This window comes from Blautia sp. AF32-4BH, from assembly GCF_003460565.1.
In the GTDB taxonomy this organism is placed as follows: Bacteria; Bacillota; Clostridia; order Lachnospirales; family Lachnospiraceae; genus Fusicatenibacter; species Fusicatenibacter saccharivorans.
Genome location: NZ_QTVL01000001.1, coordinates 311,980 through 327,396, shown reverse-complemented (window position 1 = coordinate 327,396; position 15,417 = coordinate 311,980). Strand labels below are relative to the sequence as shown.

The 15,417-nt window shown below is 50.4% G+C and carries 16 protein-coding genes; 2 read left to right on the top strand and 14 right to left on the bottom strand.

What is annotated here, in order from left to right; all coding sequences use genetic code 11:
• Positions 1-3: 3 nt before the first annotated feature.
• The 8 genes from lepB to DWZ44_RS01520 form a co-directional block, all read right to left on the bottom strand.
• Positions 4-582: a signal peptidase I gene (gene lepB, locus DWZ44_RS01555; RefSeq protein WP_055265187.1), complete on the bottom strand. Its 579-nt coding sequence runs from the start codon at positions 580-582 to the stop codon at positions 4-6.
• Positions 579-1,565: an RluA family pseudouridine synthase gene (locus DWZ44_RS01550; protein ID WP_055226359.1), complete on the bottom strand. Its 987-nt coding sequence runs from the start codon at positions 1,563-1,565 to the stop codon at positions 579-581. The genes lepB and DWZ44_RS01550 overlap by 4 nt, the downstream gene beginning before the upstream one ends.
• Before the next feature lie 12 nt (positions 1,566-1,577).
• Positions 1,578-2,195, bottom strand: a complete 618-nt coding sequence (locus DWZ44_RS01545; RefSeq protein WP_022461880.1) for a DUF4191 family protein — start codon at positions 2,193-2,195, stop codon at positions 1,578-1,580.
• A 51-nt stretch (positions 2,196-2,246) separates the two neighbouring features.
• On the bottom strand, positions 2,247-4,190 hold the full coding sequence (locus DWZ44_RS01540) for a YgiQ family radical SAM protein (RefSeq protein ID WP_055226360.1): 1,944 nt from the start codon (positions 4,188-4,190) through the stop codon (positions 2,247-2,249).
• A 3-nt stretch (positions 4,191-4,193) separates the two neighbouring features.
• A complete protein-coding gene (locus DWZ44_RS01535; protein ID WP_117801045.1) occupies positions 4,194-4,952 on the bottom strand; it encodes a pseudouridine synthase in 759 nt (252 codons plus the stop codon).
• Complete coding sequence (locus DWZ44_RS01530; RefSeq protein WP_117509156.1) at positions 4,949-6,322, bottom strand: RsmB/NOP family class I SAM-dependent RNA methyltransferase; 1,374 nt, start codon at positions 6,320-6,322, stop codon at positions 4,949-4,951. The genes DWZ44_RS01535 and DWZ44_RS01530 overlap by 4 nt, the downstream gene beginning before the upstream one ends.
• A 24-nt stretch (positions 6,323-6,346) precedes the next feature.
• Positions 6,347-7,159 (bottom strand): GTP pyrophosphokinase, encoded by an 813-nt coding sequence (locus DWZ44_RS01525; protein ID WP_055218019.1) that lies wholly within the window; start codon positions 7,157-7,159, stop codon positions 6,347-6,349.
• A 158-nt stretch (positions 7,160-7,317) separates the two neighbouring features.
• Complete coding sequence (locus DWZ44_RS01520; RefSeq protein WP_117804078.1) at positions 7,318-8,778, bottom strand: aminoacyl-histidine dipeptidase; 1,461 nt, start codon at positions 8,776-8,778, stop codon at positions 7,318-7,320.
• Positions 8,779-8,854: 76 nt separating this feature from the next.
• On the opposite strand from DWZ44_RS01520, the gene DWZ44_RS01515 reads away from it, so the two are divergent.
• Entirely contained in the window at positions 8,855-9,805 is a 951-nt protein-coding gene (locus DWZ44_RS01515; RefSeq protein WP_055265191.1) for a nucleoside recognition domain-containing protein, read from the top strand.
• Here the strand turns inward: DWZ44_RS01515 and DWZ44_RS01510 are convergent.
• The 4 genes from DWZ44_RS01510 to DWZ44_RS01495 are packed head-to-tail and all read right to left on the bottom strand — an operon-like array spanning position 9,779 to position 11,943.
• Positions 9,779-10,402, bottom strand: coding sequence for a hypothetical protein (locus tag DWZ44_RS01510; protein WP_055265193.1), 624 nt, complete (start codon positions 10,400-10,402; stop codon positions 9,779-9,781). The genes DWZ44_RS01515 and DWZ44_RS01510 overlap by 27 nt on opposite strands.
• A gap of 11 nt (positions 10,403-10,413) precedes the next feature.
• Entirely contained in the window at positions 10,414-10,926 is a 513-nt protein-coding gene (gene coaD, locus DWZ44_RS01505; protein ID WP_055265195.1) for a pantetheine-phosphate adenylyltransferase, read from the bottom strand.
• Entirely contained in the window at positions 10,923-11,501 is a 579-nt protein-coding gene (gene rsmD, locus DWZ44_RS01500; RefSeq protein ID WP_022461889.1) for a 16S rRNA (guanine(966)-N(2))-methyltransferase RsmD, read from the bottom strand. The genes coaD and rsmD overlap by 4 nt, the downstream gene beginning before the upstream one ends.
• 40 nt (positions 11,502-11,541) lie before the next feature.
• Positions 11,542-11,943 (bottom strand): methylglyoxal synthase, encoded by a 402-nt coding sequence (locus DWZ44_RS01495; RefSeq protein WP_022461890.1) that lies wholly within the window; start codon positions 11,941-11,943, stop codon positions 11,542-11,544.
• A 296-nt stretch (positions 11,944-12,239) separates the two neighbouring features.
• On the opposite strand from DWZ44_RS01495, the gene DWZ44_RS01485 reads away from it, so the two are divergent.
• Positions 12,240-12,461 carry an alpha/beta-type small acid-soluble spore protein gene (locus tag DWZ44_RS01485; RefSeq protein WP_022461891.1) on the top strand — a complete coding sequence of 74 codons (222 nt, stop codon included), beginning with the start codon at positions 12,240-12,242 and terminating at the stop codon, positions 12,459-12,461.
• A 112-nt stretch (positions 12,462-12,573) separates the two neighbouring features.
• Here DWZ44_RS01485 and DWZ44_RS18110 read toward each other — a convergent pair whose 3' ends face one another.
• Together DWZ44_RS18110 and recG are read right to left on the bottom strand one after the other, a co-directional pair.
• Positions 12,574-13,092 carry a DUF6465 family protein gene (locus tag DWZ44_RS18110; RefSeq protein WP_158565811.1) on the bottom strand — a complete coding sequence of 173 codons (519 nt, stop codon included), beginning with the start codon at positions 13,090-13,092 and terminating at the stop codon, positions 12,574-12,576.
• 264 nt (positions 13,093-13,356) lie between these two features.
• A complete protein-coding gene (gene recG / locus DWZ44_RS01470; protein ID WP_117804075.1) occupies positions 13,357-15,411 on the bottom strand; it encodes an ATP-dependent DNA helicase RecG in 2,055 nt (684 codons plus the stop codon).
• Positions 15,412-15,417 lie beyond the last annotated feature (6 nt).

The window sequence follows — 15,417 nt, the reverse complement described above, 5'->3', positions numbered from 1 at the left end:
TTCTTATTCAATCAGAGAAATTTTGTTCAGCGGCCAGTAGCGCAGAAAGGCCTTGCCGATGATCTTGTCTTTCTCTACGTACGGATTCAGCCAGTAGCGGGAATCCTTTGATACGTTCCGGTTGTCGCCGAGCATAAAGTAGCAGCCCTCCGGCACCTCATACGGTCCGAAATCGCCGACCGGTGTTTCCGGGCAGAAATCATCGCGCAGCGGATCGGTGGAATCGTTGATATACACCTTTCCGTCGCGGATCGTAACCGTCTCTCCCGGCAGTCCGATGACGCGCTTGATAAACTTCTGCTTCTCGTCGTCCGGATAATAGAAAATAACGATGTCATACCGCTGCGGATCGCTCTTTACATAAGCAAGGCGGTTACCGAAGATCTGGTCTCCGGTCATAATCGTGTTTTCCATGGAAGGAGATGGGATTCTTGCGTTGATGACAATGACCTGCTCCACAAAAACAACGACTGCCACGACAATAGCGATCATTTTTACATATTCCCAGATTTCCCGTCCGATGCTCGTCTCCTCCGTTTTTCTTGGTTTTGTTTCTTTCTTTTCGTTGTCTTTTCGGCTCATAATCCTTCTCCCGTCAAATGTTCTCCCTGTAAAATCCGGCGCACGGATGATGGCAGGGGCGCTGTAAAGGTTTTTCCGGACAGATCCGATAAGGTGCCCGTAAGCTCTGGAAATACCGCCTTCCACGAATGGAGAAGTTGGTATTTCAGTCCGTATTTTTCCCGGAAGCGGCGGTTAAACTCCGCATCCCCGTATTTCGTATCTCCCGCAAGCGGATGACCGATGCTCGCGAGATGGCTGCGGATCTGATGGCTCTTTCCGGTCACCAGCTCAACCTCCAGCAGCGTACAGCCTCTTCCGGCACAGAGCGGCCGGTATGCGGTTTCTATGTAAACAGCATCTCCCTGCTGCTCTCTCTGAATCGAAACACGGTTTGTCCTCTCATTTTTTGTGAGATATCCGCGTATCCGCTCTGTCTCTGTCACGGTTCCTTTTACAACCGTCAGATAGTATTTTCCAACAGCCCGCTCTGCGATCAGTTCTGAAAGCTGCTGCGTCGCCGCAACGGTTTTTCCGGCAAGAATCAGACCGCTGGTGTTCCGGTCCAGACGATTGCAGAGTCCGGCGCGGAACATGGTCTCCTCCCCGGCATTTTTTTCCGAAAGATAGGCGCCGAGCGCTTCGGTAAGGCTCACATCCGTCTCTTTCGCCTTCTGTGAGAGGACACCTGCCGGCTTGTTCAGGAAAATTACTTTTTCGTCTTCATAGACGATATCCAGCTTCGGATACTTTACCTGTTTTCCAGCCGCCGGTTTTTCCGGTGTTTTCCGAAATTTTTCGATGGTCTCTTCCGCCAGATACAGCCGGATCGTATCGCCTGTTTTCAGCTTTTCACTGCCGTCCGCCTTTTTCTGGTTCAGCACAATGTTTTTCTTTCGCAGCATTTTATAGAAGAAACTCTTTGGCGCCTCCTCCATATATTTGGACAGATATTTGATGAGCTGCTGCGCGCAGTCTTTTTCTGTCACGGTCAGTTCTCTCATAGCAATGGTCTCCTACAGTGCCAGCGCCAGCATCGTGTGTTTCACCAGTTCCGTGCGGGACAGATCCGGGTACCGCTCATCCGGTTTGAAGTTTTCACTGGCGCTCTTTTCCAGCTCATCGTAGTTGCGGTTCAGGGAATCGAGGCGCTCCAGAAATGCTTTTTCCCGATCAAAAATCTTCACATGGCATTTGTAGCCGTTGGCACGGATGATCTTGTTCAGATACGTAGTGCAGTCCTCGATCTGTTTCTGGTCTTTGGCGCGCGTGGTGTAGCAGGCGATCTCCTCACCGCAGAACGCCGCTGCTTCGATCATCAGACTCGATTTTTCCTGTGTGATATACATTTCATATCCCATCAGCAGTTTTCCTTTTTTTGCCTCAATGGCATCGTACACTGCTTTGTCCACTGGCTTTTGCATAACCATCATGATAAAACCGACGGCGGCGCGGCAGCCCGGCAGACAGCCTACTACGGCGACAACCGTAAAAATGTTGCTCTTGTTTCCGTCTGCAAGCACAAGCCCGACAATAAAAACGATGGCCGGAAGGACGAACAGTCCCAGTGTCACAAGCAGTCTTTTTTTCTTTTCCCGGCGGATATAGCCGTAATCCCCTTTTCTGATCTTCATTCTTCTGTCATTTCCCTTCTTCGATAAGATCCCCGCTCATCTTCTGCGTGTTTATTTCTTTTTGTGCACGTTGCGGAGCGTCTTTTTCGGCCGTCCGCCTGTTTTGGCTTTTCCCTGTCCGGAACGGTCATTCGCCGTCTTCTGGCCAAAGCCTTTTCCGTTGGACCCTTTTCCTCTTGACGGTTTTCCTGCCTCCCCGGCCATCTTTCTCGGTCGTACGAGACATTTCGGTCCGAATCCGATCAGATCCTCCCGGTGTGTCCGGCGCAGTGCCTCGCAGACGAGCTCATAGTTCTCCGGATTCCGGTACTGAATCAGCGCACGCTGCATCGCCTTCTCATGCGGCGATTTCGGCACGTAAACCGGATCCATCGTCCGCGGGTCAAGACCGGTATAGTACATACAGGTGGAAAGTGTGGAAGGCGTCGGATAGAAGTCCTGTGCCTGCTCCGGGATAAATCCCATATCGCGGATGTACTCGGCAAGCTCCACCGCATCCTCCAAGTCACACCCCGGATGGGACGACATAAAATACGGAAGTGCGTACTGCTGCTTCCCCGTCTTTTTGTTGCACGCATCGAAGCGGCGGATAAATTCCTGATATACTTCGTGGCGCGGTTTTCCCATATAGGAAAGCACACGGTTCGAAACGTGCTCCGGCGCAACGCGGAGCTGACCGCTGACGTGATCCTTTACCAGCTCGGAAAGGAACGTCTGGTCTTTATCGGCCAGGACATAGTCAAAACGGATGCCGGAGCGGATAAAGACTTTCTTCACGCCCGGAATGTCTTTTAATTCCCGCAGCAGCTTCACATAATCTCTGTGATCTGCCACCATATTTTTACACGGCTCCGGGAAGAGACAGTTCCGGTTCGGGCAGGCGCCTTTGGTGAGCTGCTTTTTGCATGCCGGACCGCGGAAATCCGCCGTCGGGCCGCCGACATCGTGAATATAGCCTTTAAATTCTTTTTCCTGAACCATCTGCCGCGCTTCCGCCAGAATGGATTCGTGGCTTCTTGTCTGCACAACGCGTCCCTCGTGGAACGTCAGCGCGCAGAAACTGCAGGATCCAAAGCAGCCGCGGTTGCTCGTCAGACTGTATTTGATTTCTCCAAGCGCCGGCACACCGCCGTCTTTTTCATAGCTTGGGTGATAGGCGCGCATGTATGGAAGCGCATAGACATCATCCATCTCCTGCTCTGTCAAAGGACGGGAAGGCGGATTCTGTACAATGTAGCCCTGGCCCTCATACGGCTCTGCCATCGGCTTCGCATTGATGGCATCGGTATTTTTATACTGAATCGCAAAGCTCTCCGCATACGTCCGCTTGCTCTCCCGCACCTCCTCGAATGACGGCAGCACCACCGGGTCAATCAGGTGATCCAGCGTTTTGCTCCGATAAACGGTTCCCGGAATAAAGGTGACATCATGAACGTCAATGCCGGCCGCAAGTGCATCTGCAATCGCTACGATCGAAAGTTCTCCCATTCCGTACGAAATCAGATCCGCACCGGAATCGAGAAGGACGGAGCGGCGCACCTGGTCAGACCAGTAATCGTAATGCGAAAGGCGCCGGAGCGATGCCTCGATGCCGCCGAGGATCATCGGTGTATGTTTATACGTTCTCCGGATCAGATTGCCGTACACGGTAACCGCGCGGTCCGGCCGTTTTCCCATGACACCGCCCGGCGTAAAGGCATCTGTTTTTCGGTGCTTTTTCGCCACGGTATAATGGTTGACCATGGAATCCATATTTCCGGAAGAGACAAGAAAGCCAAGACGCGGTTCACCGAAAATCGAAATGCTGTTCTCGTCCTTCCAGTCCGGCTGTGAGATGATGCCGACGGAATAGCCGTTCGCCTCGAGCACACGGCTGATGATTGCCGGTCCGAACGAGGAATGGTCCACGTAGGCATCTCCGATGACATAGACAAAGTCAAACTGTTCGATTCCCCGTTCCTTCATCTCTTCTCTTGTAATTGGTAAAAAAGGCATGCTTTACTTTCCTTTCTGTGTTTCGGCGTCCGCTATGCCAAGCGCCGCTTTTTCTTTCTGCGTCAGGAGACGGGCACTGCCCTTTGGCAGCGCCGGATCAAGTTCCAGGCTCCCCATCGACAGCCGTTTCAAATAGACGACCGTTTTTCCGACCTTCTCAAACATGCGCTTGATCTGGTGGAAGCGGCCCTCACAGATGGTAATGCGGATCCGGCTTTCAAAAATGCCAGGCTCTTTTTCAGTCGTTTCCAGAATGGTAAGCTCGGCCGGAAGTGTCGGTTTGTCGTCCCCAATGTCGAGCCCTTCGGCAAATGCCTGCCGATCTTCTTCTGTCACTTTTCCGTCAATCACGGCCTCATACACTTTCGAGACATGCGATTTCGGAGAGAGCAGCCGGTGGGAAAGGGCTCCGTCGTTCGTAATCAGCAGCAGCCCTTCGGTGTCCTTGTCGAGCCGTCCGACCGGAAAGAGGTCTTTTCTTGCCGCACCACTTAAAAGATCGAGTACGGTCCGGTCACGGCGGTCCTCCGTCGCAGAGACGACACCCGCCGGTTTGTGGAGCATCCAGTATTCCATTTTCACATAGGAAATGCTGTTTCCGTCCACAGTCACCTGCGCTTCATCCGGGTCGACTTTCAGTTCCGGGGCTTTTGCCGTAATTCCGTCTACGGCCACCCGTCCCTTCCGGACCAGGGCCTTTACTTCCTGGCGTGTTCCCACACCCATGTCCGCCAGATATTTATCGAGTCGTAATTTACTCATACCATCCGCCATCCTGCATAATATTTATTCTTTAACGTTCCGTTGTTTATTTTTCCCCAGCCAAGTGGGAAATCATCCAGGCACACAAGCACCCAGTCCTTTTTCCCCTGACACTCTTCCTCGGAAAACGAGAGTGTCTCACCCTTTAAGTAGCGCATGACACGGTCATCTCCCTTGGGAATGGTCAAACACGAAACGTATTCTTCTTTTTTCAGATACGCCGCCAGCGCCTGGGACGGCTCGAAGCGGTTTTTCTTAACGGTGCCAAGCGAAAGTCCGGTCCGCAGATAGCGCAGACCCTTTGCCGCACAGACACCTTCCGGCAGAAAATAGAGCTGGTCTTTCACAAGGGCAAACGAACCATTCTTCCAGTCCATGCGCACGCCAGCAAGAAACTCTTCCGCCTCTTTCGGCAGCTTCTTTGTCGTTTCCAAAAGGCGGGAAGGCTGCCGTTTCCGGCTCTCTCCCTGCTTTTTCAGGAGCGCCACGAAATGGCCTTCTCCCTCCATCCGCTGCGGGAAAATATGAACGCACCGGGAAAGATCGCGGCCATTCACGGATACTCCCGGCGCAAACCCTTCGTAACCCGGGGTAATTTCCTGCACTTCCATATCCGGATGCGCATCCAGCAGCCCTGCGATGACCTCTTCGTTCTCCTTTACAGAAAACGTACAGGTAGAGTACAGCAGCTCTCCGCCCTCTGCAAGCATCTGATACGCCTGCTCGATCAGTTTTTTCTGGATCGGCACATAATGCTCCGGCCCATTTTCACTGTAGTAGCGCAGCATTGAGCTCTCTTTTCGGAACATGCCCTCCCCAGAGCACGGCGCGTCAAGAAGGATCTTGTCAAAAAAGGCCGGATACAAGGTTACTAATTTTTCCGGATCCTCGCTCGTCACGAGAAGACGTCCCACTCCCTGGATTTCCAGGTTGCGCAGCAGCGCCTTCGCCCGCGAATTGCTGATATCGTTTGCCAGCAGCATGCCGCCCTCACCGATCCGGCTTCCCAGCTCCGTTGCCTTTCCGCCCGGTGCCGCACAGAGATCGAGCACACGGTCATCCGGCTCAATTGGAAGGCGGGATGCCGGTGTCATCGCACTCGGCTCCTGCAGATAATACAGGCCCGCATAGTAATCGGCATCCTTTGCCGGATTGCAGCTCTCTTCATCGTAATAAAATCCATTGGGGATCCACGGAACCTTCTTAAGCGGAATATCGGTCCGCCTAAGAAACTCTTCTGTCGAAATTTTTCCGTTGTTTACCCGCAGTCCTCTATGTACCGCCTCGTCAAATGTCTTGCGGTATGCCTCATATTCTTCCTCACCGAGCAGCTGTTTCATCTCCTGCTCAAAGGCTTCCGGCAGTGTGATCATATCCGTTTATCCCCTTTTGTTCTAAAGTTCGTCTGTAATTGCCTGTGCGCGGTATCCCTCTGCAATCAGATCCAGTTCTTTGTGGAACCGTTTTAACTCCTGCAGATCGTTCTGCGCATAGATGTGATAAAACTCATCCTGAATTTTTTCTACTTCGCGTTTGTTCGTCACCTTGTAAAGATTCTCGATATTATTCAGGATATCCGTGATCAGATTCCGCTGTATCTGGGAGGAATTCTGTGCATCCATAATCTCACTCCGCACAGAGGACATCTCATTATCCAGCACAATAATCGCCTTTGCAGCTGCACTTAAGCGCTCCCGGATGTGATCCGGAATGTTTGCCTTATATTTGTACTGCAGCGAGTGCTCAATCGTCGCCCAGAAATCCATCGCCATCGTGCGGATCTGGATTTCCACCTGGATGCGCTTCGGGCCGTTCATCGTCTCCACGGTATAGTAAACAATGAGGTGATAGCTCCGGTAACCGCTGTCCTTCATGTGGCGGATGTAGTCTTTCTCGCTCTTAATCTCAATATCCGACCGCTTCTGGATCAGGTCGGCAACCTTTTCGATATCTTCAACGAACTGGCAGATGATGCGGATGCCCGCGATATCCTCCACCTGCTCCTCCATCTCTTCGGGCACAATGCCCTTTCTCTGCATTTTTTCCAGAATACTGGAAACACTCTTCACACGGCCGCTCACGCTCTCGATCGGTGAGTACAGCCCTTTTCCGTGGTGCTCCTTGATCAGATGCCGGAATTTCACCTGTAATTCCTTGACAGCCAGCTCGTATGGTTCCAGAATCTCATGCCATAACAGTATATCCATGTCCCCTAATCTCCTTTTTTGCTCCTGCTTTCAGCCATTTTTCTTATCGGATGGTAAACGCTTTGGAAATTCAATCCCCACCCTGTTACTTTATGCCTGTCTTTTCTGTTTTATGACTGTTTTTCAGAAACTTTTTTGAAATAGACACGGGCAGTTTTTTATGCCTGCCGTTTCGAAAGCTGCTCCAGAACGCGGCACAGGTACTGATACGTTCTCTCCACGGAGGAAATCGAAAGCCGCTCCTCGGTCGTGTGGATTGCTTTCATGTTCGGGCCGAAAGATACACAGTCAAGACCGGAAAGCTTTTCATAGAACAGACCGCATTCCAGTCCGGCATGAATCGCTTCCACTGCCGGTTTCTGTCCATACATGGCTTCATATTCCACCACCATCAGATCGCGGAGGGCAGAATCCTCTTTATACTCCCATGCCGGGTACGCGCCCTCTACGTGGAACTCACCGCCCAGGAAACCGATCAGATACTCCAGCTTGTCGGAAAGGGCTTCTTTTGCACTTCCCACGGAGCTCCGCACACTCGCACACGCATGCAGGTGATCCGGCTCTAATTTCAGAATACCGAGGTTCAGGGATGTTTCCACCAGTCCCGGGATCTGGCCGCTCATCTTCTGTACCCCGTTCGGAAGATTCATCAGGAAAAAGACGGTTTTCTGCAGGCTGACCGGATGAAGCGCCGGTGCAGCGCCCTCGCCTGTTTTCTCTACCGTAACGGTAATACCGTCATCTGTTCCGCTGTACTCTCTGCAAAGATTTTCGGTGAAGCGTAATGCTTCCTCTTTTAAGATCTCTTTCTCTCCGCCGTCGATGGCAAGAAGCATGCGGGTTGTCCGCGGAATGGCGTTGTCTTTTAAACCGCCCTCCAGCTCGATCAGGGCATAATCCATCTTTCCTGCCAGTTCGTACAGGAAACGGCCCGCCAGAATGTTGGAGTTGGCACGGTTTTTGTGGATTTCCGTACCGGAATGGCCACCGGCAAGACCGGAAATCGTCACTTCCATCTGCTCACCCATCACTTCGCTTCTGCGCACCGGCAGATCCATCATGGCTGTCATACCGCCTGCGCACGATACGGTGAGAATGCCTTCCTCTTCAGAATCCATATTTAACAGTGTTCTTCCCTTTAACTCATTCCCGTTTAATGCTGCTGCGCCGAGCAGTCCGATCTCTTCATCCGTCGTAATCAGTGCCTCGATGGCCGGAAGCTGCAGATCATCCGATTCCAGCACAGCCAGCATATAGGCAACGGCAATTCCGTCGTCTCCGCCAAGCGTCGTGTCCCTGGCATAAATCTCATCGCCGTCGATGTGAAGCTCAAGGCCGTCCTTCGTAAAATCGTGGCTGCTGCCCGGCTTCTTCTCGCAGACCATATCGCAGTGGCCCTGCAGAATCACGGTCGGAGCCAATTCACATCCCTTCGATGCCGGGCGGCGGATGACCACGTTGTTGGACGCATCCTGATACCAGGATAATTCATGGTCCCTTGCAAACTGAACCAGATAGTCGCTCACTTCTTTTGTGTTTCCGGAGCCGTGCGGAATGCGGCAGAGCTCTTCAAAATAATAAAATACCCGTTCCGGTTTTAATCCTGCTAATACGCTCATTTTTTCTTCTCCCATCTTCTTTTTTTCAAAGCTTCATCATACTCTATTTTAGAAAGCGGGAGGAGGTTCGAACGTCATGAAAAAATCACTTTTATTTCTCTCTTCCCTGCTTCTTTTTTTCTGTCTTCTTATCTTTCCCGCGCGGACTTTTTTCTATGCCTGCGAGGGTGTCAATCTCTGGTTTCATACCATTCTTCCGTCACTTCTGCCGTTTCTGATTCTGACATCTCTTCTTCTGGAAACAGGAGCCGCGCGGCGGATCTCTGCCCGTGCAGAAGTTTTTTTTCAAACGGTTTTCGGTCTTTCCCCGGCTGGGTTTTATGCACTTTTTCTCGGTCTTTTCTGCGGTTTTCCCATGGGAGCGCGCATCACTGCCCAGCTCTATGAGGCAGAAGAAATTGACCGGAACGAAGCGTGCTATCTTTTAACCTTCTGCAGCAGTCCGAGTCCTGCTTTTCTGTCTTCCTATGTTATCTTAACTGCGTTTTCCGGACAGATCCATCCCGGGTTCGTCTTCGGCGTGCTCTACGGTTCCAATTTTCTAACTGGTTTTCTGTTCCGGCTTGTTTTCCGCCGCTTCCGCCTGCACCGGCACACCGCCCATCGGACACATTCCGTGGAAAAAAAAGAGATGTCAAAACAGACTTCCAAAGGAAACCTGCTGGACACCTCTATCATGAACGGATTTGAAATCATTACACAGCTTGGCGGATACATCATCCTGTTTTCCATTCTGTCCGGACTTCTGATGGATCTGCATCCGTTTGGTTCCGCCTCGCCCCTGCTCTGCGGCGTGCTGGAAATCACGACGGGAATCGCACAGCTTGCCGCGTCCTCTCTTCCTTACGCCGGAAAAGTCTCTGCTATCCTTACCTGCGCCGCCTTCGGCGGTCTCTCTGTCGCTGCCCAGACAAACTGTATGATCCATAACAGCGGTCTGCCCCTCTGGCCTTATCTTGCCGGGAAGCTCTGCTGTGCTGCTTTCGCAGGAACGCTTGGTTTATTCCTCTTCGCTTTCCTCTTCTGATGCCGGATCATATTCCGGTACGACAACTTCTTCCTCTGGCTGCTCTTCTTCCGGAGCACCCTGCGGGGAGAGCTCACTTCTGTTCTGAACAACGGTATTGTAGCAGCTTGTCAGGGATTCTACAAAGCTGTTGTATTTCTCTCCTGCATCGTTTAATGCAGTCGTCATAATATTGCTTAAGTTGGCAAGCATATCATCGGTATATCCGATGGCACCGAGACGGATGCTGTTGGCATCGTTGGTTGCAGCATCCAGGATTTCCTGTGCCTGCTGGTTTGCATTGTTGACGGTCTCATTTGCCTGTGCGTATGCTGACTGCATCACTTCACTCTGCTCTACCATCTCTCTTGCCTTTGCCTGTGCCTCTGCAATGATGGCATCTGCCTTGTTCTGTGCATCTGCCAGAATCGCATCTTTGTTGCTGATGATCTTCTGGTACCGTTTGATCTCGTCCGGTGTTTTCAGACGGAGCTCACGGAGAAGCTCTTCTAATTCTTCTTTATTTACAACGATTTTGGTGGTAGACAGCGGCTGATATTTACAGCTCTCTACATACTCCTCAATTTCTTCGATGATCTGTTCAATTCTGCTGCTCATTTTAATTCTCCTTATCTTTTATCCTGCGGCATTCCTTCTGAATTTCGGGCGGCATACTTTGCGCGGATTTCTTTTTCCACAAAATCCGGAACAAATTTGTGAATGTCGCCGCCAAAAGCAGCTACTTCTTTTACTACCGTGGAGCTGAGGTACGCATACTCCAGCGAGGTAATCAGAAACGTGGTATCTACTTCCGGTTCCAGAACGCGGTTCGTCTGTGCCATCTGCAGTTCATATTCAAAGTCTGTGATCGCGCGGAGTCCGCGGACGATCGTATGCGCCTGGCATTCCTTCGCAAAATCAACAGCGAGCCCGCTGAAAGAACGGACTTCGACATTTGGAATGTCCTGGGTCGCTTTCTTTAGTATATTAACACGTTCTTCCACAGAAAACAACGGAGATTTTGAGGAATTATGTAAAACTCCCACGATTACGCGGTCAAAAAGCTTGGATGCACGCAAGATAACATCCAGATGACCATACGTTACAGGGTCAAAAGTTCCCGGGTATACGGCTGTCTTCATGATTCTTTTACTCCTTCGTGTTTGCTTTTCGGGGTAAGGAATACATGGACATTTGTCTTATAGATTTTTTTCTTCAGAATTTCGTATCCGGCATCCTCCGCCCAGTCGAAATCAGTATTCAGCGATGCTTCTACAATAATTAAGGTATCCTCACCGATAAAAGAGGCGTCGCGGAACGCATACAGCACGTCCTTTTCCAGTCCCTTATCGTATGGCGGGTCCATAAAAATGCAGTCAAAAGGCTCCTGTCCCTGAAGCGACTGCAGAGCTGCATGCGCTTCCATGGGCAGGAGCACTGCCTGCTGTTCCAGCTTCGTAAATTTTAAATTCTGCCGGATACAGTCTGCTGCAGCTTTGTTCTGCTCTACGAACCACGCGCGCTCGGCGCCGCGGCTCAACGCCTCGATTCCGATCGCCCCGCTTCCGGCGAACAGATCGAGAAAACGCGCATCCGGCAGATACGGCTGAAGCATATTAAATAAGGTTTCTTTGATCCGGTCCGTCGTCGGCCGGGTCTGTCTGCCGGGAACCGTCTTTAATGGAAGACTCCGGCATTTTCCTGCTATTACTCTCATGTTGGTCTTATTTTCGTCCTTACTGTTTTTGTTTGATGGATCAGTCGGCTTTCAACTGCTCTCTCCAGTCCAGATCTCCTCTTGCAAGTCCCAAAATCAGAGACTCCGCGGTTCCGATATTTGTTGCAATCGGGATATTGTACTGGTCGCAGGTACGGATAATTTTGTAGACATCCGGCTCTTTCGGATTGATCATCGTCGGATTGTAAAAGAAAATTACCATATCCATATCGCCGCGTTCAATCATCTCGGTAAACTGTTTGTCTCCGCCTACGCTTCCAGGCAGAAACTTGTGTACATGAAGGTTCGTCACCTCTTCAATCCGCCGTCCGGTGGTTCCGGTGGCGTACACCTCATGTTTCATGAGGATTCCCTTGTATGCAATACAGAAATCCTCGATCAAACTCTTCTTGCTGTTGTGTGCTATGATTCCAATATTCATTACTGCAAACCGCCCCTTCTCCTGTTTTTACTACCATGTACAGCAATTATAACAAATTTATTTTCAATACGCAATTCTTTTTGTGAATTTTTTACACAGTTTTTATATTTTTTTCTGACGTTCCATTTTTCCTTCTTCTTTTACTTTCTCCGCTTTTCCGGAAAAAATACAGAATCTGGAAGTTTATTTTTGTTTTCTTTCCACATACTATGACCGTAGCAGAACAGATGAAAAACACATCCGGATCTGCTTCACAGCAGCTTTTAACAAGCACAAAGATAAAGGAGGGAATGAACATGGCGAATCGTTCATCGAATACCGCAGCAGTACCAGAAGCAAAAGGCGCTCTGGACAAATTCAAATTTGAGGTGGCAAGCGAACTCGGCGTGCCGCTCAGTGATGGCTACAACGGTAACCTGACTTCCAAACAGAATGGTTCTGTCGGAGGTTATATGGTCAAAAAGATGATTGAGCAGCAGGAACGCCAGATGTCCGGCGGTTCTTCTGGCCAGTACTAATCATCCCGGTATAACATCCTGATGCCGGAACAGGCATCAAAAAGCGTGAGCTCTTTTCTTTTCGGAAAAGCTCACGCTTTTTTCTTGCTCCTGCAGAGCTGGTACATAATACTTACAGATCAATGCTTCCGGTTACATCATCATTGATTACGTAGTAAGCAGTAAATTCCTCCGGTTTTACATAAACCTTCAGGCTCTTTAATTCCTCTGCTTTCTTGCCATATCCTTCGATCCAGATCTGCTGGATTCTCTCGTACAGATCTTTCTCCTTGATTTCTCTTCCGCCGAACTGCAGAATCATCTCCTGCTCCGCTTCTTTCTTTGCTGCTTTTGCAGGTGCTTTTTTCTCTGCCGGCTTTTTCGCTGCTGCTGGTTTTTTCGGTGCAGCCGCTTTCTTTGTCGTTGTTTTCTTTGCTGTTGTGCGGGTTGTTTTTGCAGCTTTTGCTGCCGGTTTTTCTTCTGCTTTTGCAGGTGCTTCCTCTGCTACTGCAGTTTCCTTTACAACTTCTTTTGCAACTTCTTTTACAGCTTCTTTCTCTGCTGCGGTTGTTTTTTCTGCTGCTTTGGTCTCTACTTTTACTGTCTCGTTCTCTGCTGTCTTAGCCTGGGCAGCTGGTTTTTTCTTTACCATATCTGTTTCCTCCCATTTGGACCGGCCCTGTATATTTTGGAAGAGCCATCCTGCGAACTATTATTCAGGCGAACGCTTGACACTCACGGTCCGCACATTTTTTGATTCCTTGTTTATGATACATGAATTTTTTTGTCATTTCAAGTAATATCTGATTTCGCACGAATTTTCCACGAAATTGTACAGTCATTTTCCATACTATCCAATCAGGCTGTTACTTTTATCCGATTTTGCATTTTAAAGCCGGATTTTTTTTGTAATTTTTCACAATCCAATGTCGTGGTTTTCCAGATCAAGATACGATTTCATTACCTTTTTCAGCAGTTCATGCTCCGGTTTTTCAAAATAAGGATCGTCGGCAAGCAGTTCTGAAGCCGCCTCACTCGCTTTCTGCAGGATATCGGCATCCCGGAAAATATCTGCCATCTGGAATTCCATATCCCCGCTCTGGCGCGTTCCCAGCAGATCGCCGCTGCCGCGCAGTTTCAAATCTTCCGAAGCAATATAAAACCCGTCGTTCGAATGGTTCAGGATTTCCAGACGTTTGGCGGTCTCCTGATCTTTGTTTCCGCGGATGAAAATACAGTAGGACTGATGCTCTCCTCTTCCGACACGTCCGCGGAGCTGATGGAGCTGTGCAAGGCCGAAGCGTTCGGCATTTTCCACCATCATCACCGTCGCATTCGGCACGTTGACACCGACCTCCACGACTGTCGTCGAGACGAGTACCTGGATTTCTCCGCTGGCGAACCGCTCCATGATCTCGTTTTTCTGCGCCGCCTTCATCTGTCCGTGCAGCATCTCTACTGTGATGCCCGGCAGCTCTTTTTTCAGGAGCTGTGTATAGTCGGTGACGTTTTCCGCTTCCAGACCCTCGCTCTCCTCCACCATCGGGCAGATCACATACGCCTGACGGCCCAGTTCGACCTGACGCGTGATAAAGCGGTAAGCTTTTGGACGGTAAGACGTATCCACCACACAGTTTTTGATCGGCAGACGCTTCGCCGGAAGTTCATCAATCACAGAAATCGAAAGATCTCCGTACAGAATGATAGCCAGGGTTCTTGGAATCGGCGTTGCACTCATAACGAGAACATTCGGCGGTTCCCCTTTTTCAGCAAGTGCCGTTCTCTGCCGGACACCGAAGCGGTGCTGTTCGTCTGTGATGACAAGCGCCAGATTTTTGTACTGTACCTTTTCCTGAATCAGTGCATGTGTGCCGATCACCATTTTGCAGCTTCCGTCTTCCAGACTGGCATAGATTTCCCGGCGTTCTTTTGCTTTCGTGGATCCAGTCAGAAGGCGGGGATTGTATCCCGTCAGATTGTTTTCTTTCAACAGAGTGCAGAGCGATTCATAATGCTGCCGCGCCAGAACCTCCGTCGGAACCATCAGCGCCGATTGGTAGCCGTTCTCAGCTGTCATAATCATTGCAAGGAATGCCAGAATCGTCTTTCCGCTTCCGACATCTCCCTGTACCAGCCGCGCCATGCGGGTATGGCCTTTTAAGTCCCGCTCCAGTTCGCCCCACACGCGCATCTGTGCATTCGTGAGACGGTACGGCATATTTTCGATGACTTCCTCCGTCTTCCAGACGGCGCGGATCGGGAACACATTGGTAATTCCCTCCGTCTGCTCTTTTAACTGCCGCAGGGACAGGATGAAGAGAAAAAACTCTTCGAACACAATTCTGCGCCGCGCCGTTTCCAGATGCTCCTGGTCTTTTGGAAAATGAACCTCATGGAGGGCATAATTGATTTCACAAAGTTCATACCGGGCACGGATTTTTTCCGGCAGATAGTCCTGCGCAGGTGCGCATCGTTCCAGCACCTGTGCAACGGCCTTGCTCACCATCTTGTTCGTGAGACCGGCTGTCAGCCCATAAACCGGCTGAAGACTTGCCAGAAGCTCATGGTATGCGGCAGGAGTGAAGATTTCCGGCTGCTCCATCACGAGACGGCCTGATTTTTCCTGTATCTTTCCGCGGAAGATAAAAACACTGCCTTTCTTCAGCGTGCTCCGCAGAAACGGCATATTAAACCAGGTAAGCTGCAGCCGCACCGGCTCCTCGTAGAGTTCCAGGACAACGACGCTCTTTCTCTGGTTTCCTTTTACCGACGGACTGTGGACAATTCTTCCGTATACCGCATTCTTTTCCTCTTGTCTGCATTCGCGAAGGGGAACCGGCTCTGCATAGCAGTCATAATCTCTTGGATAATAATGCAGAAGCTGCTGCAAATTGTAGATTCCTACTTTTGCAAACAGCTTCTCCGTTTTTTCACCGATCCCCTTCAGTGTTGTCAGGGGTTCCGTATTCATATTTTT

What these genes read in the sequence shown, in the direction of transcription:
- DWZ44_RS01525 (WP_055218019.1), bottom strand. Translation starts at nt 7,159, where the DNA reads ATGGATATACTGTTATGGCATGAGATTCTGGAACCATACGAGCTGGCT.
- DWZ44_RS01520 (WP_117804078.1), bottom strand. Translation starts at nt 8,778, where the DNA reads ATGAGCGTATTAGCAGGATTAAAACCGGAACGGGTATTTTATTATTTT.
- DWZ44_RS01550 (WP_055226359.1), bottom strand. Translation starts at nt 1,565, where the DNA reads ATGAGAGAACTGACCGTGACAGAAAAAGACTGCGCGCAGCAGCTCATC.
- DWZ44_RS01535 (WP_117801045.1), bottom strand. Translation starts at nt 4,952, where the DNA reads ATGAGTAAATTACGACTCGATAAATATCTGGCGGACATGGGTGTGGGA.
- coaD (WP_055265195.1), bottom strand. Translation starts at nt 10,926, where the DNA reads ATGAAGACAGCCGTATACCCGGGAACTTTTGACCCTGTAACGTATGGT.
- recG (WP_117804075.1), bottom strand. Translation starts at nt 15,411, where the DNA reads ATGAATACGGAACCCCTGACAACACTGAAGGGGATCGGTGAAAAAACG.
- lepB (WP_055265187.1), bottom strand. Translation starts at nt 582, where the DNA reads ATGAGCCGAAAAGACAACGAAAAGAAAGAAACAAAACCAAGAAAAACG.
- DWZ44_RS01495 (WP_022461890.1), bottom strand. Translation starts at nt 11,943, where the DNA reads ATGAATATTGGAATCATAGCACACAACAGCAAGAAGAGTTTGATCGAG.
- DWZ44_RS01510 (WP_055265193.1), bottom strand. Translation starts at nt 10,402, where the DNA reads ATGAGCAGCAGAATTGAACAGATCATCGAAGAAATTGAGGAGTATGTA.
- DWZ44_RS01540 (WP_055226360.1), bottom strand. Translation starts at nt 4,190, where the DNA reads ATGCCTTTTTTACCAATTACAAGAGAAGAGATGAAGGAACGGGGAATC.
- DWZ44_RS01545 (WP_022461880.1), bottom strand. Translation starts at nt 2,195, where the DNA reads ATGAAGATCAGAAAAGGGGATTACGGCTATATCCGCCGGGAAAAGAAA.
- DWZ44_RS01515 (WP_055265191.1), top strand. Translation starts at nt 8,855, where the DNA reads ATGAAAAAATCACTTTTATTTCTCTCTTCCCTGCTTCTTTTTTTCTGT.
- DWZ44_RS01485 (WP_022461891.1), top strand. Translation starts at nt 12,240, where the DNA reads ATGGCGAATCGTTCATCGAATACCGCAGCAGTACCAGAAGCAAAAGGC.
- rsmD (WP_022461889.1), bottom strand. Translation starts at nt 11,501, where the DNA reads ATGAGAGTAATAGCAGGAAAATGCCGGAGTCTTCCATTAAAGACGGTT.
- DWZ44_RS18110 (WP_158565811.1), bottom strand. Translation starts at nt 13,092, where the DNA reads ATGGTAAAGAAAAAACCAGCTGCCCAGGCTAAGACAGCAGAGAACGAG.